Origin of the sequence: Nocardia sp. NPDC050799, assembly GCF_040654015.1 — a bacterium.
Taxonomy (GTDB): domain Bacteria; phylum Actinomycetota; class Actinomycetes; order Mycobacteriales; family Mycobacteriaceae; genus Nocardia.
This window is the reverse complement of record NZ_JBFAHF010000003.1, coordinates 198,290-218,345: the sequence shown is the minus strand read 5'-3', so window position 1 is coordinate 218,345 and position 20,056 is coordinate 198,290. Positions and strand designations below refer to the sequence as shown.

Here is a 20,056-nt window from a genome sequence, read left to right as displayed (position 1 = left end):
GTGGACCGTTCCCGGTTCGGTGGACACGGAGTTGGAAGTCGCCCGATAGTTGCCCATGTTTCTGGGTGTCCTCGGCAGGACGCACCAAACATGGGCAACCAGAGAATACCTGGTCATCGTCGGTTTATATCGGATCTGAGGAGCGGGGGCATATGGTGCGCTCGCCGCAATGTTATGGTGCGGGTACCATAACCTTATGGGTCTGAAGAAGACGACGGTCATGGTCGACGAGGCCGACCTCGAGTTGGTGAAGATGGCCGCGGCACGTGAAGGGCGGCCGGAGTCCGAGTATTTTCGTGAAGCTTTTCATCTGGCCGCGATACGCACTCGCCGATGGGATGAGGAGTGGGATATCCCCGTACTCGACTACGGGCATGCGGTGTCGGCGGATGAAATCGATAGCACTGTGCGAGAAGCGATCACCAACACCGATTCCGATGCTGGATGATCGTGATCGGCGACACCTCAGGTCTGGTCGCCGCTTTCAACTCCGCGGATCCCGAGCACGTCTGCGCGCGCGCAGCGCTGCAGCAGGCGGCGCTGACCATCGTCTCTCCGCTCGTGTTGCTCGAAGTCGAACACATCACCACCCGAAATCTCGATCGTCGAGCCGCATATGCGGTGAATGATTGGTTGTTGGCGCAAGAGCTCACCGGACGCATCGAAGTGCCCACGGTCTCGGCGGACTTGTTGCGGGTCGCACGCAGGGTGCAGAACAGATACCTGGCGTTGCGCCTGGATCTCACAGACGCCATCAATGTTTCATTGGCGGAACGATACGAAACCGTGGCGGTATTGACACTCGACCGACGTGATTTCCGCGCAATCAGCCCGCTCACCGGTGATGCCGCGTTCCGCCTGTTGCCCGATGATCTTTAGTCCCGACGAACAGGCGAGTCACCCGCTGGATTCCGAGCATCGCGTCCACCCCGAGCCGGCGACGACGGCGTGTCCGAGGCCATCGCGGGCGGTCACGCCACACCACCGTGGATGTGTAGCAGCGGTGCCGGGCCGGCTGCCGAGGCGGTCAGCGCGGTGAGGGCCTCGGCGAGCAGCCGCTCGATGCCGGTGGTGATCGCCGTGCAGGACTGCTCGATCTTGGCCGCGTTCCGCTGGATCGAACCGGCGGCCTTCTTGACATCGCCGACCTTCTCCAGCCGCTGAATCGCTTCCTGGATCAAAACAGCGGCATGCCGGACGGCGATGCCTTCGTCGGTCCAGGCCACATCGAACTGGCGAATAAGGACCACACCTTTGGTGAGGTCTGCGTCGTCCTCGTCGGTCCCGCATCCGGCTCAGTGGTCGGCGGGCCAGGCTCTATAGGCGAATAATGTTGCGGCCGAGCTGGATTCCGCGCGGACAGGATCTGCTACTGCGTACTCGCTGCGTACCCGAGAGAGGTCGGCCGTTGTCGGCCTTGAGGCGGAACTTGCGTGATTTGTGGTAGTGGAAGTGCCCTCGGCAGGATTCGAACCTGCGACACCCGCTTTAGGAGAGCGGGAAATATCCGTTTTGCGAGGAATGGTCGGTGTTGGCATCGTTGGATGCGATGGCGTGAACTGGGCATTGTTCGTTGGGTTCGTTGGTGGCTGTCGGTCGTAGGCGGCGGCTCTGCGGACCAATTGCGGACTGACGGTGATGGAGCGGCGGAGGTTGATACCCCGCCGTTTCGTTGTGTCTGGACCACGGGTTCGGCCCTGCTGAGTGGTGGCATGTCCCCGGTGACTTCCCTTCCCCTGCTTCCTCATACTGGCCATCCTGAGCTGAGGGAGGTCGTGTCAAGGGCGCTCTTTCCCTTGACTCGGCCGAGTGAGGTCAGACAATCGGGCCATGAGGAGGCAGGGATTACGCAACCAGCCCAGTCCCCACGGACGGAAGTCGACCATGAGATTCGTTCGGCAATTCATTCGCGCAGGTCAGATCGGTGTCGAACTTCCTGCGACAGGACCACAGCCAGGCCCCACGAGCGATTGCCGGCCGATTCGTGCTCGGGCTGCGGGAGAGCAAGTCGGGTACGGCTCTCGTCGTGCCCACACTTCTCGGTTATCGAAAATCAGCCATCTCGGGTCTGTTAGCGACGAAGCAGCGTGTCGCCGACGCACCGCCGCGCGGTCGGCGAGCGCAGCGAGTCGGCCGGGCTGGCGTAGTGCGGCGGCGGCGCGCAGCGCCGTCGCTCTTGAACCTATATGGCGAAATTCGGCAACAACCCGCGCGGTGGTGACGCCCGTCGAAAAACCACCCGAGTGGACTCAGTTGCAGACTGTTGACCGAATGAGGCTCGCTGCCGCGTCCGGGGAAGTGAGGGTGGTGTCGATCGTGAGTGCCGGAGATGTAAGCGACGGGGTTTCATCCCATGCGGCAATGCGTTCGGCAAAGTCGCCGGTTGCCCGTGCCGTAATCCGAGAGATGGCCTCATCTCGGTCCACTTGGAGCTCGATCACTGTCCAACTCACGGGAGGCGTAGCAGCGACTACAGCGCCGATCACCTCCGGCTGACCGGCGTGTACGACTGGGATGCAGCCGGTTTCCAGAAGCTGAAGCAGGCCGGGGCGATCGATGGCGTAGCGCGCTCGATAGCGAGTGTTTGTCCAGATGAGATCGCCGGAGTCGCGTAGTTGGTCGAATCGCTCCGGGCTGATCTTCCGATAGCCAGCAGTTCGCCCCGGGCCATCTTTGAGGCGCTCGAACAGCTGGAATTGAGGGTCGAGTCGCGAGAGTGCGGCCGTTACGGTGTCCTTGCCGCTGGCTGGGGGGCCGTAGAGCAGCACACCGATATTCATTGGGCGGCAGACTCGCGACGGAAACTCTCAATCAGTAGCTGAGCCTGCTTCCGCAGTGGAGGGCTGTCGGGGTCGTTGTCGATGACGACATGCGCTACCTCTGGCCGAAAGTTGAGGTCCAGCCTGGCGCTGTACTCCTCCCAGTGCGTCAACTTCCACGCATCTCGCGCGGCACCTCGGCGACGGAGGTACATGAGCATGGTTTCAAGTGAGCACCGTACCCATACGAACGTGACGTCTGCGCCCTCGGTCTCGGCGCGAGCGATCATGTTCTCAAGCCAGGATTGGTCGGCGAATTCGCGAAGGTACGGGGCAGCAGCTATCGCCGAGTTCCCGACCTCAAGGTTGTCCTGGATGACGGCGGCCAGTGCCTCGTATTCGCGAGGCCGTATCCGATTCAGGTAGATGTCTGACTCTCGATCGTCGATCGTCGATCCAAGGTCCTCAAGGGCGGGTTCGATGATTGGACGGGCGATGGTGTCCTTATCGAGGATCGCCCAACTCGTCTCTCGCGCAAGGGTTCTCGCGAACTCGCTCTTGCCGCTGCCTGCGTAACCGCCGACGCAGACAACCCTCGGCCGCACAGGCCGAACCGGCGGGGCGATCGACAGGCTTACAGATGTCGGCGTGGTCACGATTCGGCCTGACCGATCGTGGCTTGCGATATACCCATCGGCCGCAAGCTGTTCCATTGCCTTGGTGATCGTGAGTTGACTGGCCTTCCATTCATCGGCAAGCGCCCGGGTGCTCGGAAGGCGTTGGCCATCTCGCAAGCGGCCCGATTCGATGTCGTTCCGGATGGCCTGAGCGATCCGCAAGTGCGCGGGTAATGAGCGCTGGCTTTTCGGTTCCGGCACGGTCCATCTCCTTGGGGTAGCAGTTGCGCCCTAGAGGGTAGCAGTTGGTTCCGACGCTACTACCTGGGGATTCTCGGTGAATATAACGGTTAGGTCTCGACATGAGAGTAGCAATTGCTACTGTACGAAAGCAGTTGCTACTCTTTAATCACCGGGAATCGCCGGACTTGCCCAGACTGAGGAGATTTAGAGATGGCATTGAAAGACATGTGGATCCCGACCGACTTCCGTTCCGTGTTCCCGAAGGGCGTGCTGCTGCTCGGTGATGTCGAGGCGCAGACCGAGTTCAGTGAGGACCGCAACGCGCCGAAGCGTCAGGCGCAGGACTACGACCGGGAGGGCAACGGCTCGGGTAAGCGCCTGTGGAAGGCAACGATCATGGACCGGGCGGGCGGCAAGGCCAACCAGGCCAGTTACGACATCACGTTCGTTGCCGACCAGATGCCGGTTCCTTCGGAGCCGGAAGTCCTGGAGGGCCTGCGTCCGATCGAGCTGGAGGGGCTGCTGCTCAAGCCTCGCGTGGTCGGTAACGGCCAGTTCAAGTCGATCGGCTTCATGATCCGTGCGACCGGGATCAAGGGCGACAACTCCGGTTCCAAGCAGGCTCCGGCTGATCAGGGTGCGGCTCGTCCGTCCGGAAAGGCCGCGTGATGGCTTCCCTGGGTTTGCATGTCGCGACCGATGAGCCGATCACGGTGCGGTACGTCCCGACTATCCCCCTCGTCGGGGCTGCCGATTACCCGGCGCACATGGTGATGCGGTTCTCGGAGGGGTCGGGTACCGCCTGGTTGACCCCGGATGAGGCTCGCGACCTGGTGTCCGAGTTGTCGAACGCACTGGCTGAACACGACGCGGCCACCACCTCGCCTGCTGGTTCTGTTCAGGCTGGGGTGTCATGATGCGGGCGGCGGATCAGTCGGCGGGGATGATGCGCCTGGCGCGCTGGTCCGCCGCACTCATCATCGTCGGTGTGGGAGCGGCAGCGTTTCGGCTGTCGTTCTCCACCCTGCAAGACCTCGCCCGGATCTCGGGTATGCCCGCCGCCGATGCGTGGCTGTTCCCGCTGATCGTGGACGGCACCATCCTGCTTGCCACGTTCGGGGTGTTGGTGTGCGCCAACCACAAGGCCGAACGCCGTTTCTTCCTCGGCGTGCTGATCGTCGGCTCCCTGGTCTCGGTCGCCGGTAACTCCGTGCATGCGGTCGTGGCCACCGATTCACCCTTGGGTCTGTTCGCGGCGTTGGTGGCGGCGGTCGCTCCGATATCGCTGCTGGTCGATACCCACGGCCTCGCGCTGCTGTTCCGCGTCTCCACCACGGAGCCTGAACCCGAGCCCGGGCCTGCTCCGGCTGCTTTGCCGGCCGAATCTTCTCCCGATCCGGTGACCGATTCGGTTCCCGAGCCCGAGCCCGAACCGGTTGCGCCACCTGCTCCTGTTCCCGCCCCGGCCCCGGCCCCGGCTCCACCGGCCCCGGTCGCTCCGCTTCCTCCTGTTCGTTCCTCGCGTCCGGTGCAGACGATGCTGCCGCTCGCTGTCCCTGTTGGGGGTGCCTGATGTTCTCGAAATCTACTGTCCTGGCTGTCGCGGTCCTCGCGCCGTTGCTGGCCGTCGTTCCTGCCGCTGATGCGGTCGCGGCTCCTGCTCCGTGCGCGATGTTCTGTGAGGACCGCCCGCTCTCGGCCAAGGACTGCACCATGTTCTGCGCTGAGCCTCCGGTGCCGCCCGCCGACGCTCACGGTTGCCGCCTGATGTGCGACCTGGGCAAGCCGCAGGGTCAGGGGGTGGCGTGATGATTTCGCCTGACCTGCTGATCGTCGGTGGCTCGGCTGCGGTGACCGCGTTCACCATGTGGCGGTGGCGTCGCCTCGACGGTGTCACCGATCCCGCCTCGGCCGACCAGGGCTCCGGTGTTCCGGTGGAGCTCGGCCCGGCAGCTTCTATCGTCACCGATTCCGCGCAGTTGGCCCTGATGTGGCCTGCCCTCAAGCTGGGCTCCTGGGAGACCGGGTACCCGAACATCACCACCGCCACGCTGACCGATGCCGGGATGCTGGTCGAAGTCCAGATGTTGGGTGGTCAGTCGTTGCAGCATTGGGCCAACGACGCCACCCGCGCAGCCCTGGCCGCCTACTTCGCCGTCCCCGAAGTCCGCGTGACCAGCCCGCACCCGGGATTCGTGCACCTGGAACTGCGCACCGTGGACACCCTCGCCGACGCGGCACCGGTTACCGGCCTGTTGTCCTACGGGGTGGATCTGGAAGCCGTCCCGGTCGGGGTGACCGAAGAGCATGACGTGTGGCGGCTTCGGGTCATGTACTCCCACCTCCTGATCGCCGGTGCGATGGGCTCGGGTAAGGGCTCGGTGTTGTGGTCGATCGTGAACGGCCTCGGCCCTGCGATCAAAGCCGGACTCGTCGACATCCTGCTCGGTGACCCCAAGGGCGGCATGGAATTCGGGCGCGGTGAGGGCCGGTTGTGGACCGATTTCCAGTGGACCGCTGACGGCATCATCGCCATGCTGAAAACCGCTGAGGCGGAGATGCAGGAGCGTGCGGCCCGGTTCAAAGCCGCTGGTATCCGCAAGTTCACGCCGAGTACCGACGAACCGCTGAAGGTCATCATCATCGACGAATACGCGGCACTGTCGGCGTTCGCCACCCGAGAGCAGGTCAACGAAGGGCTGCGGCTGCTCGGCCTGATCCTGACCCAGGGTCGCGCGGTCGGCTACAGCGTGATCGTCGCGCTACAGGACCCGTCCAAAGAGAACATGCCCAACCGGCAACTGTTCTCGGTCCGGATCGGCCTGCGCTTCGACGAACCGACCCAAACGACCATGGTCCACGGCCAGAGCGCCAAGGATCGCGGTGCCCGCTGCCACGAGATCCCCTCCACCACACCCGGTGTCGCCTACGTCGGCCAGGACGGCTCGAACGAGTTCCGGCGGGTCCGTGCCTTCTGGGTCTCCGACGACGACATCGACCGAATCGTCGACGCCTACTCCCCGGCCCAGCCGGACCTGTCCCCGAAAGCCGACTACTCCGGGTTCGACCCTGAGGACCTCGGCGACGAATCCGGCCCACTCGCGGCATAACCCGCGACCAGTCCACCACCGTGAACGGAGAAAAACCCATGGCCCGCAACACGATCCCCGCCGAAGTGATCGACCTGTCCGCCCGCCGCCGCTGCGCCCTCGAACGCGCCGGACACGACCCCGTCTCGGTCGCGGTGGGCATGCTCGCCGACACCGGACAGCTGCCCGGCTGGGACTTCACCACCTACCACGACGACGACGGTTCCGGGTGGGCCGCATGACAAGCACACCGGCCCCCGACCAGCCCAGCGAACGCCCCCGCCTCGTCGTGCAGGCCACCGACCACACACCCCGCACACGCTCCCGCCGGGCCCGCAACAACCTGCACGAACCCTGCCCCGGCCAACTCGACCTCTTCGACCCGGAGAACCCGACATGAACACCACCACCCTGACCACCGGCACCACTACAGCCACGGTCACCACCGGCTCCCAGCGTCGGCGGGACCCGTTCGACCTGCTCGGCCTCGCGGTCCTCAATACCGGCTGGTACCTGGTAGTTGGTGCCGGGGTCGCGGTCCACTGGGCGATCCTGTTTCCCCCGATCTCCCTGCCTCTGGCCCTCGCGGTTACTGCCAGCGTGTTCCTTGGCTGGCCCTCCGGTGTCGCGGTCGCGGTGGCGTTCACGTCCGTACTGCTGCTGTGGCGCAAGGCCCGCCCGGAGATGTTCGACCGGTGGGTCACCGAACGGGCCCGGTCCCGGTTCCTGACCTGGTGGCGCTACCGCCGCAACTGGGCCCGGCTGATGAAAGCCTGCCGCCTCGTCGTCACCACCGAAACCGGTTCTGCAACACCGAAACTCCTCGCGGTCGGTATCGGCCACGGCACGGACCGGGTGCAGCTGCGGATGCTGGAAGGCCAATCCCCGGCCGACTACGAGATGCGTGTCGAGAACATCGCCCACGCCTTCAAAGCCGACCAGTGCCGCGCCTTGATCGTCGGCCCCGCCACCGTCGAGCTGCGGTTCCGCTTCGGTGACGCCCTCGCCGACACGGTGGTGCTGCCCCGGGTCGATCACTGGACCAAACCGGAAGGACACACCGCCTGATGGATATCACTACGGCCCCCACCGATGACGGGGTCGTCCCGGTCCGGCAGACAGCGGCCCAGCGTCGTAGCCTGCCGGACTTCCGGGATGTCGCCGAAGAACTCGCCACCCAGGAACACATCTGTGTCCGCCCGATACCGATGCTGGCCTACAACCCGAAAACCCTCACCGAGGAATACATAGCGGCCCCGTGCAAGTCCACCGTCGCCTCGGTGTGCCCGGCCTGCGCCGACAAGGCACGGTTCCTGCGGATCACCCAATGCCGCGAGGGCTGGCACCTCGACCACGAACCCGAGAACGACAAGACCGACCCCACCGAACACCAAACCGCGCTGCTGGCCGCCCGCGCCGACTTGTTCGACACCTACCAGCAGGCCAAAGCCGACGATGACGCCGACATGATGTCCGGGATTCAGGAAGTCGTCGCCGACCTCGACACCGAGATGAAAGAGTCCGGGTTCCGGGGACGGCTCCCCGCCCTGGATATCGAGCCCAAGGCCCGGCGTGCCCGCTCCACCCGCCGCCGCCAGGACGTCCCGAACCTGCCTCGGCTCAAGGTCGAGAAAACCACGGTCGGCCGCACCTACGCCGGGCATCAGCCGTCGATGTTCATCACGCTGACCATGCCTTCCTACGGCGGGATCAACAAGGATGGCGCGGTCAACGATAAGGGCGAAACAGTCGGGGATGGTTCCCCGGTCAACCCGGACAACTACGACTACCAGCGCGCCGCCCGCGATGTCGTGCACTTCTCGGCGCTGTTCGACCGGTGGATGCAGAACCTCCGGCGGGCGGTCGGCTGGAACATCCAGTACTACGGCACCGTCGAACCCCAGAAACGCGGCGCCCCGCACCTGCACATCCTCATCCGGGGAACGGTGTCCCGCGACCTCATCCGCCAGGTCACCGCGGCTACCTATCACAACGTGTGGTGGCCCCCGCACGACCGCGACAGCGAGGTCTACCCCGGCGACATCGTCCCCGTCTGGGACCCGACCCGGCTGACCTTCGTCGACCCCGACACCAGCTCACCGCTGCTCGCCTTCGATGATGTGCAAGACCTCCTCGACGACGTCGACGACCTGGAACCCGCCCATGTGGTCCGGTTCGGGGAACAGATGGACCGCGCAGACATCCGTGGCCACGTCCCCGGCCGCAAAGCCGACCGCGCCATCGGTTACGTCACCAAGTACCTGACCAAGTCCATCGCCGAAGTCCTGGACACCGACTCCGACCGCACCCGCGCCCACTACGGCCGGTTGCATCAGGAGTTGCAGCACACCCCGTGCTCGAAACGGTGCCCGGTCTGGCTGCGCTACGGCATCGTCCCCCAGGGCGCGACCGAGAAGACCATCCCCGGTCGCTGTAAGGGCAAAGCACACCGGCGGGACACTCTCGGCCTGCCCGGTCGCCGGGTCCTGGTCTCCCGCCAGTGGTCGAACAAAACCCTCCCGGATCACAAGGCCGACCGCGCCGAATTCGTTCGGCAACTGCTGGCCTCGGTGGGGATCGTCAAACCCGATACCTCGCATCTGAAGCTCTCGATCGTCCGGCCCGGCGACCGTTCGGTACCGCCCCGCGATCACCTGATCCTGTCGGCCATCGCCAAACGCAAGATCTGGCGTGCCGAGTACACCCGCGCACTTCTTGAGGCCGGTCCACCAGCACAGCAAGACACTTCGGCAATACCGGTAGCGGCATAGGAAGGGGAACACGGTGAACGAGGAAGAAGGCTACCTGCGCGCCAAGGATTGCGAGGTGCTGACCGGAATCCCGGAAGCTACCTGGCGGTGGTGGGCGCACGTCGGACAGGGCCCGGCGAGTTTCAAGCTCGGACCCCGCCGCCGGGTGTGGCGTAAGTCGGTGGTCCTTGCCTGGATCGTTGAGCAGGAGAAGCTGACCGGAACTGGTGAGGCTGCCTGATGGCTACCCGCCGTAATCGTCGCTCGGGGGTCGAAGACCGCTGGACCAGGGACGAACACCAAGAGGACGGCACGGTTCGGCGAGTTCCCTCGACTCGCTACGGAACGGGTAAGCGCTGGATGGCTCGGTACGTCGACGGTTCAGGCAAGGAGCACGCGAAGAGCTTTGCGCGAAAGACGGATGCCCAGACCTGGCTTGACGGCCAGACTTCAGCAGTGGTCGTGGGGCTGCATGCTCCGCCATCCGCCGGGCGGGTGACCGTCGACGTGGTTGCGCAAGCGTGGTTGGCGGGGCATCCCTCGTGGGAACGAGGCACCCGGTCGCGGTACGAGTCGATCGTCAAGCGGCATATTCTCCCGAAGTGGGGAAGCGTGAGGCTCGCTGATCTGGTGGATATGCATGACGAGCTTCAGGCATGGGTCACTGCTCAGGTGGACGCAGGTGCGGCTGGTGGCACCGTCCGGAAGAACCTCGGTGTGCTGTCCCAGATCTGTGATCACGCTGTCAAGACTCGCAAGATCGCGGTCAACCCGTGCCGGACTCTGGACCGGCCAAAACAGCGGCTTGCCAAACGGCGCTACCTGTCCGGCGTCGAGGTGGAGCGGCTGGCCGAGCGTTCGGGTTCCAACTGGCTCACGGTGATGGTGCTGGCCTACTGCGGCCTGCGATTCGCCGAGCTTGCGGGTATGCAGGTTTCCGCAATCAACCTCGGGCGCAGACGGATCCAGGTCGAGCGGACGATTACCGAGGTGGATGGGCAACTGGTGACCAAGGCCCCGAAGGATCACCAGCGGCGAAGTGTCGCGTTCCCGGCCTTCCTGATCGAACCGATGAAAGAGCGCGTGGCGGGCCGACTTGATGAAGCGGAGGTCTTCACCTCGTCACAGGGCGCGGTTCTGCGGGTGCGGAACATGCGGCGGGATTGGTTCGATGGTGCCGCGAAAGCTGCCGGGTTGGCGGGACTCACCCCGCACGAGCTCCGGCACACGGCCGCTTCGCTTGCTGTGTCGCAGGGAGCCTCGGTGCTTGCCCTCCAGCGGATGCTGGGTCACGACAAGCCGAGTACCACGCTGGACTTCTACGCGGACCTGTTCGATGACGATCTGGACGATGTGGCGACGAGGCTCGATTCGGCCCGTACGGGATTCGCTGCGGACTGGCTGCGGACTGGGGGAGCGGCTGAGTCGGAAGGCTTCGAGAAGAAGCCCGCCTGACCTGCATAAATAACTGTGCCCTCGGCAGGATTCGAACCTGCGACACCCGCTTTAGGAGAGCGGTGCTCTATCCCCTGAGCTACGAGGGCCGGGCCGTGGCCGGTGGGCAGAGTCTACCGGGTCACCCGCTTCGGGGCCGCATCGTGGGGAGCGGCCCCGATGGGGGTCAGGCCGCGCGGCTGGTTTCGTAGTCGGCGGGGTCGAAGCGGCGGGTCTTCCAGCGGTAGAGGATCGTGGCGCCCGGCCAGTTGTTGGTGATGCGGCCGGAGGCGTTGCGGTACCAGCTGGAGCAGAAGTTCCAGGGGGTGTCCTTCAGGCGTTTCTGTAGCCAATCGTCCCAGCGCTGTTCGGTTTCCGGGCGGGCGGCGAGACCGCGGCCGGGGTTCTCGCGCAGGTATTCGATGGCCTGGCGGATGTAGCGGGCCTGCGCTTCCAGCATGTAAACGATGGAGCCGGAGCCGACATTGGTGTTCGGGCCGTACATCATGAACAGGTTCGGGAAGTTCGGGACCGAGACGCCGAGGTAGGCGCGGGCGCCTTCGGCGGCCCAGGTGTCGGCGAGTTTGCGGCCACCCGCGCCGTAGATGTTCATGGGGGCGAGGAATTCGGTGCCCTTGAAGCCGGTGCCGTAGATGATGACGTCGACTTCGTGGTGGATACCGTCGGCGGTGCGCACGCCCGTGGGGGTGATCTCGGTGATGGGGTTGGTCTCCACGGTGACGTTCGGCCGGCTCAGGGCGGGGAAGTAGTCGTTGGAGAAGAGGGCGCGTTTGCAGCCGGGGGCGTAGTCGGGGGTGAGTTTTTCGCGCAGGATCGGGTCGGGGACCTGGCGGGTGCGGTGGGCGTCGGCGACCTTCACCACGGGGGCCTGGATGCCCTGGAGGTCGGTGAGGGCCAGGGCCATGACCTCGAAGAACATCCACCAGCCGAAGCGTTCGGCCCAGCGGACCGGCGGAAGGTACTTGAACACGGCGTGGTGGCGGGGGGCGTAGGCGGCGTCGGCCTTGGGCAGGACCCAGGCGGCGGAACGCTGGAAGAGGGTGAGGTGTTCGCTGAGCGGCTGGATACGGGGGATGTACTGGATGGCGCTGGCGCCGGTGCCGATACAGGCGACGCGTTTACCGGTGAGGTCGACGGAGTGGTCCCATTCGGCGGAGTGGAAGGCGGGGCCGGCGAAGGTGTCGATCCCGGGGATGTTCGGCATGGCGGGGCGGGAGAGCTGGCCGACGGCGGAGATCAGGACGTCGGCGGTGAGCTGTTCGCCGTCGGTGGTGCGGATCTGCCACTTCGCGGTGGTCTCGTCGTATTCGGCGTCGCTGATCTCGGTGCCGAAGCGGATATGGCGTTCGAGATCGTATTTACCGACCACGCGGCGCATATAGGCGTGGATATCGGCCTGCTCGGAGAAGCGGCGAGGCCAATCGGAGCGCGGTTCGAAGGACCAGGAGTACAGCGGGGACGGCACATCGCAGGCCGCGCCGGGGTAGGTGTTCTCGCGCCAGACGCCGCCGAAGTCCCGGGCGCGTTCGAGGATGGCGAAATCTTTCACGCCGGAACGCAGGAGCTCCAGTCCCATACCGAGCCCACCGAACCCGGCCCCGATGATGATGATCGACGGCGATGTCATGGTCTCAGAGTAGGTCGGGCGACGGTGCCGTCGAAGAGAACGACGGTCAGCGAATCGAGATTTTCGGCCATAAAATCGGGACCGCGGGGGCGATGCGCGTGCATATGTAAGCGAGCGCTCGCCAGGTCCGGCGTTATCGGCCCGAGGGGGTGAAACTGGTGGTCCACGGGCTTTAGAGCCGCGAATATTCGTCCTATCAATGGGTCATGAACCGGGTGCGTGTCTCGTTTGGATGTCATTTCGTTATCTGACTTGGCAGCGGGCCGGAATCCCCGTTATCACAGTGGAGTGCTCGGCGGCGATGGCGCAGTGCCGGTGGCCCGCAGGGGGCGTCGCGGGCATTGCGTTCCATCCCGCCGTCCGGCGCCGATCATCGGTTCGCGCCTTTGTCGCGCTGACCAGCGCGCCCGGTGAATGCACCCGGATTCCGTCTACCCCCACCACGCCCGGCTACTCCACGGTAGTGTTCGGCGGTGTGATGTGAGTCATTCCCGTTCCTGTGTCTCACAGGGGTGTGGTCCGGACTCACCGCGCGACCGTTCGCCGCCCAGATGAGTTAGGGGTATTTCCGATGTTGAGCACCATGATGGACGACCAGCTGTCCTTGGCCACGCTGCTGCGCTACGCGTCCACCTTCGTCGGCGATTCCACGGTGTCCACCTGGACCGGGGACGGAGTGCGCACCATGACCTACCGCGAGGTCGGGGCCGACTCGGCCAGACTGGCCAACGCGCTCACCGATCTGGGTATCGGCGAGGGCGACCGGGTCGGCACCTTCATGTGGAACAACAACGAGCATTTCCTGGCCTATATCGCGATCCCGGCCATGGGAGCGGTGTTGCACGCGCTGAACATCCGGCTCTCGGCCGAACAGCTGATCTTCGTGGCGAACCATGCCGAGGATCAGGTGGTACTCGTCGACGCCAGTCTGGTGCCGCTGTTCGCCCAGTACCTGCCGCATCTGAAAACGGTCCGGCAGGTGATCGTGGTGAACGGCGACGCCGCGTCGCTGTCCGCACCCGAGGGCGTGACCGTGCACGATTACACCGAGCTGCTGGCGAAATACCCGGCCGAGTTCGACTTTCCGGTGCTGGACGAGCGCTCGCCGTCGTCGATGTGCTACACCTCCGGCACCACCGGCGACCCGAAAGGGGTCGTCTATTCCCATCGGTCCAACTGGCTGCACGCCATGCAGGCGACCACGCCCTCGTCGATGGGGACGCGCAACGACGACACCATGCTCGCGATCGTGCCGCTGTTCCATGCCAATGCCTGGGGGCTGCCCTACACGGCACTGCTGACCGGGGCGAATCTGCTGATGCCGGACCGGTTCCTGCAGCCGGCGCCGCTGCTGGAGATGATGGCCGCGGTGAAACCGACCTTCGCGGCGGCGGTGCCGACCATCTGGGGCGGGGTGCTGGCCGCGCTGGACGCGCAGCCACAGGACATCACGCATCTGCGTTCGGTGGTGGTGGGTGGTGCGGCCGCGCCGCCGTCGATGATGAAGGCGTTCGAGCAGAAGCACGGGGTGCCGGTTATTCACGCCTGGGGGATGACCGAGACCTCGCCGCTGGGCAGTGTGGCGCAGCCGCCGCAGGGTGTGACCGAGGAGGAGGCCTGGGCCTACCGCGTCACTCAGGGGCGCTTTCCGGCCGGGGTGCAGGCCCGGCTGGTCGGCGACGACGGGAAGGTCGTGCCCAACGACGGCAATTCCCTGGGTGAGGTCGAGGTTCGCGGGCCGTGGATCACCGGCTCCTACTATTCGCCCGACGGGGTGGAAGTGGACCCCGGCAAATTCGACGACGGGTGGCTGCGCACCGGAGATGTGGGCAAGATCAGCCCGGACGGCTACCTGACGCTGGTCGACCGGTCCAAGGATGTGATCAAGTCCGGCGGTGAGTGGATCTCCTCGGTGGACCTGGAGAACGCCGTGATGGGGCATCCCGCGGTGGCCGAGGCGGCGGTGATCGGTATCCCCGACGAGAAGTGGGACGAGCGCCCGCTGGTGGCGATCGTGCCGGCCGCGGGTGTGTCGGTGGAACCGGCGGAACTACGCGAATTCCTCGCGGATCGTTTCGCGAAATGGCAGCTGCCGGAGTACTGGGCCTTCATCACCGAGGTGCCCAAGACCAGTGTCGGCAAGTTCGACAAGAAACGGCTGCGGGCCCAGCACGCGGACGGAGAGCTGACCGTCACGACCGTGCGCTGAGGTCTCATGGCCGGGGTTTCCGGCCGGATGCGCGGTCCCCGGCGCGAATTCGCGCCGGGGACCTGTCGGGTCAGCAGTTACGCAGTTCCGGGCTCTGGTTGAGCAACTGGTTGCGGGGGCTGATGAAGCGGCTGTAGGTCTCACCGCCGACCGCCGACAGCGGGAACGCCGCCACCCGGTGGCAGTTCTGGAATGCCAGTTTGACGCCGAAGTGCCGTTCCAGTCCGCCTCGGATGGCATCCGAGGCCAGGGCGCGCAACAGCTGACCGCGTGCCGTCTCGTCCGGCGGGGCCACTTCGTTGTCGGCGAATTCCGCGGTGCCGGAGCCGAGTTCGCCGGCCACGCGACTGACGACCTCCCACGCGTAGGGCAGCGAGTTGCGGACGCATTCGACGAATTCGGCGTCGGTGACATCACCGCGCTCGGCACGTTCCAATAGAGCGGTGGGGACATCTAGGGACACGGCGACCTCCTGGGTCAACTGGTCTTGCAACTGATGGTGCGGAAACCCGCGTGCAGATCTGCCGGGTCGAGTCTAATCGAAATTGGTTGTCAATTGCAGTGGATTGGTCGTGAAAGTCGTTCGCGGGGCGCGGCTTTGACGGTAGCGGATCCATTGCTGTCCCGGCGGTCCGCCGCATGGGGCGTGCGGGCAGCCGCTGTCGGGGGTCGGTGGGCGGGGTTTGCCGGGGGGTGACCAGACCGTGCGGGGATGGGTTATGAGAAGCTCGCAAATATTACGAAAAAGACAGTGTTCACAACTGGGTGCGCAGACTGTATTACCCGCCTGAACTGGACCTTTTCTGAAAAGGTTGCGATTCGGTCACGGGCCGGTAGAGTTACCGTCACAACGGATGCCGAAACGTTACGTTTACCCCGGCTCGAGTAGCTGGATCCGTGCACGGCGTTCCACCCTGATGACCGGATAGCGAGGACGGACCTTTGGCGCACCATCGATTAGGCCCCAGCTCCATCACCGTTATGAGCCTTGTCGGTGACGATGTGCAGGTCCGCCCCCGCCGCCACCGCGCCGCCGCCACCGCGGCCGAAAAAGTCCGCGCCGCAGCCGGAGCCGCTGTCGCGGCCGGCGCGCTGATCGGTACCGCTTCCCAGATCGCCCCAGCGATCGCCTACGCCACGCCGCTGCTGCCCGGCGGTGGCGACGACGAGGCCGTGAAGGCCGAACCGGTCACGCCCGCCGCGGACGCCGCGCCCGCCTCCGCCGAGCGGATGGCGCAGGCCGCGCCGGTCGCCGATCCGCAGCCCGCACCGGTCCAGGCCGCCCCGATCGCCGCACCCGCGCCGGTGGCCGCACCATTCGGCCTGCAGAATCTGCCACCCGAGGTCGCCGCCCCGCTGACCCAGGCCGAGCAGACCCTGAAGCAGTTGCATCAGCAGCTCGCCCCCGCCGCCGCGGTCCGGCCGGTCGCCGGCGTCGTCAGCTCCACCTATGGCAGCCGGTGGGGCGCCATGCACTACGGTATCGACTTCGCCGATACACTCGGCGCGCCGATCAAATCGGTTGCCTCCGGCACGGTGGTCGAAGCCGGTCCGGCCTCCGGATTCGGAATGTGGGTCCGGGTCCTGCACGACGACGGCACCACCGGCGTCTACGGGCACGTCAACGATATCTACGTCAGCGAAGGGCAGCGGGTGAACGCGGGTGAGGTAATCGCCACCGTGGGCAACCGCGGGCAATCCACCGGTCCCCATCTGCATCTGGAGATCTGGGACCAAGGTGGTAGCAAAATCGATCCGATGACCTGGATGATGTCCAAGGGGGTGCCGCTGGAGTGGGGACCCTCGCACTGAGATCGACAGAATCGATCGACCGCCCGATCCTCGCCACCCCCGCGGGGTTGCAGGGAGAACTGCGGACGTCCGGCGTGACCGAACTGGCCGATATCTTCGAACCCGACTCGATCCACGGTCGGGTGTACGCGGCGCTGGTACAGCGGCCGCGATCAGGGCTCGCCGATATCGCCCGGCACACCGCCCTCTCCGAGACCGTGGTCGAGAACGCGCTCGACGACCTGTGCGGGCTGCGTGCCGTGATCCGGCTCACCGAGCCCGACGGCACCCCGCGCTGGGATGCCCAGGCGCCGGAATCGCTGTCCGAAGCCGAGGCTCGGCGGCGGCGCCAGGAGATCAGCACCATGCACGCGGCCGCGGCCCGGCTCAGCGAGACCTTCCGTTCGGTACGGCGCTCGCAGGGCTGGAACGGCGTGATCTCGCCGGTCTTCGAACGGGCCGAACTGCTCGCCGACTTCGAGTCGCTGCACGCCAACGCCGACAGCTCGGTGAAAATGGTCGAGCGCAGCCCGCATATCAGCGACCCCGAACGCGACAGCCGGATCGCCGAACTCAAACAGACCCGGATGGCCGAGGGCGTGCGGTACCGGATCCTCTACCAGGACACGATCTACCAGGACGCGGACCGGCTACGGCACACCCTGGCCACCAATGCGCGTGGCGCGCAGGCCCGTACCCTGCCCGATCCGCCGTTCAAGCTGATCATCGCCGACGACGAACGCGCCAGCCTGGTGCTGCACACCGACGAACGCCGTCCCGACCCGATGGCGCTGCGGATCAACGGGTCACCACTGCTGGATATGTTGATCCGCAGTTTCGATGTGCTGTGGACGCTGTCCGCGCCGATCTCGGTGCAGCCGGAAGCCGACGAACTCGACGAACGCGACCGCGCGATCCTCACCATGATGGGAATGGGGGCGACCGACGATACGATCGCCCGCCGGCTCGGTATGTCGCGGCGCACCGTGGTCCGGCGCACCGCCCGGCTGCTGGAGCGGCTCGGCGCCAGCACCCGTTTCCAGGCCGGCGTACAGGCGATCCGGCGCGGCTGGTTGTGAACCCGTGCATCGGCCGGGTGCGGGCGGCGATGCCCGGGCCTGTGCTTCCGGTGTAGCCACGGAACCCGGACAACGGAAACCTCCCGGCGGGCGAGACGGCCCGCCGGTGGTGGCTCGTTCCCCGGGCGGCGACCCGGGGCGCTCCCGAATATGATGGCCACACCGCGCCGGCCCCGGTCCATATGCCCTTCCACCCCCGCAGGGTATGTAGGGGGCCGGGACCTGGCTCGATGCGAGAGGTGAACGCACCCGAATGCACACTGCCCGCCGTCCTTTTCTCGGTAGTCGACGGCGTCGTTCGGGAAGCCCGCTGTTCGCCCAGCTGCTGACCGCCGCCGTCGAATCCGCCGCCACCGAGGTGGCGATCCGCTTCAACCCGACGGGCGACCCCGCCCACCAGCGCGAGATCACCTACCAGGAGCTGGACGAAGGGTCCTCACGACTGGCCCGGGAACTGATCGAACGCGGAATCGGACCGGGCGACTCGGTGGCGATCGGGCTCGCGCGCAGCCCCGAATCGGTGCTCGCGATATGGGCGATCGCGAAAACCGGCGCCGCCCATGTGCCGATCGACCCGGGACTACCCGGCGACCGGATCGACCGGATGGCCGCCGGTTCCGGAGCCGTTCTCGGTCTCACGACCTCACGCTATCGATCCGCGCTCGGCCGGTCCCTGTACTGGATGGAACTGGACGATCCGGTGCAGGCCGAACGGATCACGCGCCGGGCGCGGCACCCGATCTCCTACGCCGACCGGGTCCGGATGCTCGACGCGAGCCATCCCGCCTATATCGCCTACACATCCGCTCCGGGCGGGGAACACACCGGTGTGGTGGTCCCGCACAGCGGACTGGCCCCGGTGGTCGCGGCGGCCACCGACCACTACGGCATCACCAGCGATTCCCGGGTGGCCCATATGTGCTCCCCGGACGTCGACGTCTCGGTGCTGGAACTATTGCTGACCTTCAGCTCCGGCGCCACGCTGGTGCTCGTCCCCGCGGGAAAGACCGACGGCCGGCACCTCACCGACCTGCTGGTGCGGGAACAGGTGACCCATGTGTTCACCACCCCGGCGGCACTGGCCTCCGTGGACCCGGCGAAGCTCACCGGCCTCCATGTGGTCGCCGCCATCGGTGGCGCATGCGACTTCGAGCCGATCGGCCGCTGGGCGCATGAGCGGAACTTCTTCACCGGCTACGGCCGCACCGAGGCCGGTGTCATCGCGACCGGACCCGGTACGACGGCGCCGGGGGCACCTATCACGGTCGGTGCCGCCCTGAACGGTGCCGGTGTCTTCGTTCTCGACTCCCGGTTGCGGCCGGTACCCACCGGTGTGGTGGGTGAGCTCTACCTTTCCGGGCCGGCGCTGGCGCACGGGTACCTCGGGCGGCGCGGACTCACCGCGCAGCATTTCGTCGCGGCGCCCTTCGGCGCCGAACTCGGCCGGCCCGGTGCCCGGATGTACCGCACCGGCGATCTGGTGCGGCGGATCGTCACACCGCGCGGCGAAGAGCTCGAGTACCTGGGCCGCAGCGGTTCCCGGGTGGCGGGGCGCGGGGCCGGGCGGGGTGAGGTTCCGCAGACTCCGAGAGATGAGTTCGACCGGGGTGCGCTGCCGCAACGTTTACGCGAGTTCGCGGGGGGAACGGTCGCGCCGAATCCGGCGGAGCCCGAAGCGCTGCCCGTGAGTATTCGCGAGCCGGCGCCGCCGCCCATCCACGAGTCCGGTCACGGTGGTCCGCGTGCAGGCAGGCCCGTGGCCGGGCCGGCGGGGAACTTTCCGGCTTCGGGTCGCGAGGGCGAGCGCAGGGCGCTGCCGGAACGTGGGCGCGGGATCGGACACGAAGAGTCTTCGGCGGGCGAGTTCGATCGGGCTGTACTGCCGGGATCTTCGCATGGGCTCGGGAGCGGTGCGGTGCCGGCGGGTTCGGCCGACGACTTCGACCGTGTCGCGCCGCCGGCGCGTTCGCATGGGCGCGGAGGAGAGGTACTGCCGAGATCTTCGCGCGGGCGCGAGGGCGACGAGGCGCCGGTGGGTTCGGCCGGCGAGAGCGAACGAGTGGCGCTGCCGCAACGTTCGCGTGGGCTGAGGGGTGAGGTGCCGCCGGCCTCGGGCAGTGAGTTCGATCGGGCCGTGCTGCCGGGATCTTCGCGTGAGCGTGAGGGCGGCGCGGTGCCGGTGGGTTCGGGCCGTGAGTTCGATCGCGCTGTACTGCCGGGGCCTTCGCGTGGGCGTGAGGGTGGTGCGGTGCCGGGCGGTGAGGTCGGTCGAGGCGTGCGGCCGGAATCCGCGCCTGAGCTCGGGGGTGGTGCGGTGCCGGTGGGTTCGGCCGGCGAGAGCGAACGAGTGGTGCTGCCGCAACGTTCGCGGGGGCCGGGGGGTGAGGTGCCGCCGGTGCCGGGCGGTGAGGTCGGTCGAGGCGTGCGGCCGGGATCC

Annotated in this window: 22 protein-coding genes and 2 tRNA genes; 17 read left to right on the top strand and 7 right to left on the bottom strand. The window is 66.4% G+C overall.

Going from position 1 to position 20,056, the window contains the following annotated elements:
- Positions 1-196: 196 nt before the first annotated feature.
- Complete coding sequence (locus tag AB0H42_RS05175) at positions 197-448, top strand: CopG family transcriptional regulator (RefSeq protein ID WP_357050036.1); 252 nt, start codon at positions 197-199, stop codon at positions 446-448.
- The gene (locus AB0H42_RS05170; protein ID WP_357050033.1) at positions 445-879 is read left to right on the top strand and encodes a PIN domain-containing protein; all 435 of its coding nucleotides are present in this window, start codon (positions 445-447) and stop codon (positions 877-879) included. Before AB0H42_RS05175 ends, AB0H42_RS05170 begins: the two co-directional genes overlap by 4 nt.
- A 92-nt stretch (positions 880-971) precedes the next feature.
- Here AB0H42_RS05170 and AB0H42_RS05165 read toward each other — a convergent pair whose 3' ends face one another.
- The 4 genes from AB0H42_RS05165 to AB0H42_RS05150 form a co-directional block, all read right to left on the bottom strand.
- Complete coding sequence (locus AB0H42_RS05165) at positions 972-1,250, bottom strand: hypothetical protein (protein WP_357050030.1); 279 nt, start codon at positions 1,248-1,250, stop codon at positions 972-974.
- Between the two features lie 203 nt (positions 1,251-1,453).
- A tRNA-OTHER gene (locus AB0H42_RS05160) sits at positions 1,454-1,520 on the bottom strand.
- Between the two features lie 729 nt (positions 1,521-2,249).
- Complete coding sequence (locus AB0H42_RS05155) at positions 2,250-2,780, bottom strand: kinase (RefSeq protein ID WP_357050028.1); 531 nt, start codon at positions 2,778-2,780, stop codon at positions 2,250-2,252.
- Complete coding sequence (locus tag AB0H42_RS05150; protein ID WP_356959055.1) at positions 2,777-3,637, bottom strand: AAA family ATPase; 861 nt, start codon at positions 3,635-3,637, stop codon at positions 2,777-2,779. The genes AB0H42_RS05155 and AB0H42_RS05150 overlap by 4 nt, the downstream gene beginning before the upstream one ends.
- Positions 3,638-3,829: 192 nt before the next feature.
- Between AB0H42_RS05150 and AB0H42_RS05145 the strand changes: the two genes are divergently transcribed.
- The 11 genes from AB0H42_RS05145 to AB0H42_RS05095 all read left to right on the top strand — a co-directional run bounded on the left by AB0H42_RS05145 (position 3,830) and on the right by AB0H42_RS05095 (position 10,913).
- On the top strand, positions 3,830-4,288 hold the full coding sequence (locus AB0H42_RS05145; protein WP_280507491.1) for a hypothetical protein: 459 nt from the start codon (positions 3,830-3,832) through the stop codon (positions 4,286-4,288).
- The gene (locus tag AB0H42_RS05140) at positions 4,288-4,536 is read left to right on the top strand and encodes a hypothetical protein (protein WP_357050024.1); all 249 of its coding nucleotides are present in this window, start codon (positions 4,288-4,290) and stop codon (positions 4,534-4,536) included. The genes AB0H42_RS05145 and AB0H42_RS05140 overlap by 1 nt, the downstream gene beginning before the upstream one ends.
- Complete coding sequence (locus tag AB0H42_RS05135; RefSeq protein WP_357050021.1) at positions 4,533-5,192, top strand: DUF2637 domain-containing protein; 660 nt, start codon at positions 4,533-4,535, stop codon at positions 5,190-5,192. The genes AB0H42_RS05140 and AB0H42_RS05135 overlap by 4 nt, the downstream gene beginning before the upstream one ends.
- Positions 5,192-5,428 (top strand): hypothetical protein, encoded by a 237-nt coding sequence (locus tag AB0H42_RS05130; protein ID WP_357050018.1) that lies wholly within the window; start codon positions 5,192-5,194, stop codon positions 5,426-5,428. Before AB0H42_RS05135 ends, AB0H42_RS05130 begins: the two co-directional genes overlap by 1 nt.
- Positions 5,428-6,729: an FtsK/SpoIIIE domain-containing protein gene (locus AB0H42_RS05125; RefSeq protein ID WP_357050016.1), complete on the top strand. Its 1,302-nt coding sequence runs from the start codon at positions 5,428-5,430 to the stop codon at positions 6,727-6,729. Before AB0H42_RS05130 ends, AB0H42_RS05125 begins: the two co-directional genes overlap by 1 nt.
- Positions 6,730-6,767: 38 nt before the next feature.
- Positions 6,768-6,950 (top strand): hypothetical protein, encoded by a 183-nt coding sequence (locus tag AB0H42_RS05120; RefSeq protein WP_357050013.1) that lies wholly within the window; start codon positions 6,768-6,770, stop codon positions 6,948-6,950.
- Positions 6,947-7,108: a hypothetical protein gene (locus AB0H42_RS05115; protein WP_357050010.1), complete on the top strand. Its 162-nt coding sequence runs from the start codon at positions 6,947-6,949 to the stop codon at positions 7,106-7,108. The genes AB0H42_RS05120 and AB0H42_RS05115 overlap by 4 nt, the downstream gene beginning before the upstream one ends.
- On the top strand, positions 7,105-7,776 hold the full coding sequence (locus tag AB0H42_RS05110; RefSeq protein WP_357050007.1) for a hypothetical protein: 672 nt from the start codon (positions 7,105-7,107) through the stop codon (positions 7,774-7,776). Before AB0H42_RS05115 ends, AB0H42_RS05110 begins: the two co-directional genes overlap by 4 nt.
- The gene (locus AB0H42_RS05105) at positions 7,776-9,479 is read left to right on the top strand and encodes a replication initiator (protein ID WP_357050004.1); all 1,704 of its coding nucleotides are present in this window, start codon (positions 7,776-7,778) and stop codon (positions 9,477-9,479) included. The genes AB0H42_RS05110 and AB0H42_RS05105 overlap by 1 nt, the downstream gene beginning before the upstream one ends.
- A 13-nt stretch (positions 9,480-9,492) precedes the next feature.
- Entirely contained in the window at positions 9,493-9,699 is a 207-nt protein-coding gene (locus AB0H42_RS05100; RefSeq protein WP_357050002.1) for a DNA-binding protein, read from the top strand.
- Positions 9,700-9,818: 119 nt separating this feature from the next.
- Positions 9,819-10,913 carry a site-specific integrase gene (locus tag AB0H42_RS05095; RefSeq protein WP_357049999.1) on the top strand — a complete coding sequence of 365 codons (1,095 nt, stop codon included), beginning with the start codon at positions 9,819-9,821 and terminating at the stop codon, positions 10,911-10,913.
- 16 nt (positions 10,914-10,929) lie between these two features.
- Here AB0H42_RS05095 and AB0H42_RS05090 read toward each other — a convergent pair.
- Positions 10,930-11,002 (bottom strand) — tRNA-Arg (locus AB0H42_RS05090).
- Between the two features lie 77 nt (positions 11,003-11,079).
- Entirely contained in the window at positions 11,080-12,540 is a 1,461-nt protein-coding gene (locus AB0H42_RS05085) for an NAD(P)/FAD-dependent oxidoreductase (protein ID WP_357049996.1), read from the bottom strand.
- Between the two features lie 571 nt (positions 12,541-13,111).
- Here AB0H42_RS05085 and AB0H42_RS05080 point away from each other — a divergent pair.
- Positions 13,112-14,749: a long-chain fatty acid--CoA ligase gene (locus AB0H42_RS05080; protein ID WP_357049993.1), complete on the top strand. Its 1,638-nt coding sequence runs from the start codon at positions 13,112-13,114 to the stop codon at positions 14,747-14,749.
- A gap of 70 nt (positions 14,750-14,819) precedes the next feature.
- Here AB0H42_RS05080 and AB0H42_RS05075 read toward each other — a convergent pair whose 3' ends face one another.
- Positions 14,820-15,212: an SCO5389 family protein gene (locus AB0H42_RS05075; RefSeq protein WP_039828431.1), complete on the bottom strand. Its 393-nt coding sequence runs from the start codon at positions 15,210-15,212 to the stop codon at positions 14,820-14,822.
- Positions 15,213-15,730: 518 nt separating this feature from the next.
- Between AB0H42_RS05075 and AB0H42_RS05070 the strand changes: the two genes are divergently transcribed.
- The 3 genes from AB0H42_RS05070 to AB0H42_RS05060 all read left to right on the top strand — a co-directional run.
- A complete protein-coding gene (locus tag AB0H42_RS05070; RefSeq protein ID WP_357049990.1) occupies positions 15,731-16,561 on the top strand; it encodes a M23 family metallopeptidase in 831 nt (276 codons plus the stop codon).
- Positions 16,543-17,619, top strand: a complete 1,077-nt coding sequence (locus tag AB0H42_RS05065; RefSeq protein ID WP_357049987.1) for a LuxR C-terminal-related transcriptional regulator — start codon at positions 16,543-16,545, stop codon at positions 17,617-17,619. The genes AB0H42_RS05070 and AB0H42_RS05065 overlap by 19 nt, the downstream gene beginning before the upstream one ends.
- 253 nt (positions 17,620-17,872) lie before the next feature.
- Positions 17,873-20,056: AMP-binding protein (locus AB0H42_RS05060; protein ID WP_357049984.1), on the top strand; the 2,184-nt coding region annotated here is incomplete at its 3' end.

What these genes read in the sequence shown, in the direction of transcription:
- AB0H42_RS05175 (WP_357050036.1), top strand. Translation starts at nt 197, where the DNA reads ATGGGTCTGAAGAAGACGACGGTCATGGTCGACGAGGCCGACCTCGAG.
- AB0H42_RS05170 (WP_357050033.1), top strand. Translation starts at nt 445, where the DNA reads ATGATCGTGATCGGCGACACCTCAGGTCTGGTCGCCGCTTTCAACTCC.
- AB0H42_RS05155 (WP_357050028.1), bottom strand. Translation starts at nt 2,780, where the DNA reads ATGAATATCGGTGTGCTGCTCTACGGCCCCCCAGCCAGCGGCAAGGAC.
- AB0H42_RS05145 (WP_280507491.1), top strand. Translation starts at nt 3,830, where the DNA reads ATGGCATTGAAAGACATGTGGATCCCGACCGACTTCCGTTCCGTGTTC.
- AB0H42_RS05140 (WP_357050024.1), top strand. Translation starts at nt 4,288, where the DNA reads ATGGCTTCCCTGGGTTTGCATGTCGCGACCGATGAGCCGATCACGGTG.
- AB0H42_RS05135 (WP_357050021.1), top strand. Translation starts at nt 4,533, where the DNA reads ATGATGCGGGCGGCGGATCAGTCGGCGGGGATGATGCGCCTGGCGCGC.
- AB0H42_RS05130 (WP_357050018.1), top strand. Translation starts at nt 5,192, where the DNA reads ATGTTCTCGAAATCTACTGTCCTGGCTGTCGCGGTCCTCGCGCCGTTG.
- AB0H42_RS05125 (WP_357050016.1), top strand. Translation starts at nt 5,428, where the DNA reads ATGATTTCGCCTGACCTGCTGATCGTCGGTGGCTCGGCTGCGGTGACC.
- AB0H42_RS05120 (WP_357050013.1), top strand. Translation starts at nt 6,768, where the DNA reads ATGGCCCGCAACACGATCCCCGCCGAAGTGATCGACCTGTCCGCCCGC.
- AB0H42_RS05115 (WP_357050010.1), top strand. Translation starts at nt 6,947, where the DNA reads ATGACAAGCACACCGGCCCCCGACCAGCCCAGCGAACGCCCCCGCCTC.
- AB0H42_RS05110 (WP_357050007.1), top strand. Translation starts at nt 7,105, where the DNA reads ATGAACACCACCACCCTGACCACCGGCACCACTACAGCCACGGTCACC.
- AB0H42_RS05105 (WP_357050004.1), top strand. Translation starts at nt 7,776, where the DNA reads ATGGATATCACTACGGCCCCCACCGATGACGGGGTCGTCCCGGTCCGG.
- AB0H42_RS05095 (WP_357049999.1), top strand. Translation starts at nt 9,819, where the DNA reads ATGGCTCGGTACGTCGACGGTTCAGGCAAGGAGCACGCGAAGAGCTTT.
- AB0H42_RS05085 (WP_357049996.1), bottom strand. Translation starts at nt 12,540, where the DNA reads ATGACATCGCCGTCGATCATCATCATCGGGGCCGGGTTCGGTGGGCTC.
- AB0H42_RS05080 (WP_357049993.1), top strand. Translation starts at nt 13,112, where the DNA reads ATGTTGAGCACCATGATGGACGACCAGCTGTCCTTGGCCACGCTGCTG.
- AB0H42_RS05070 (WP_357049990.1), top strand. Translation starts at nt 15,731, where the DNA reads ATGAGCCTTGTCGGTGACGATGTGCAGGTCCGCCCCCGCCGCCACCGC.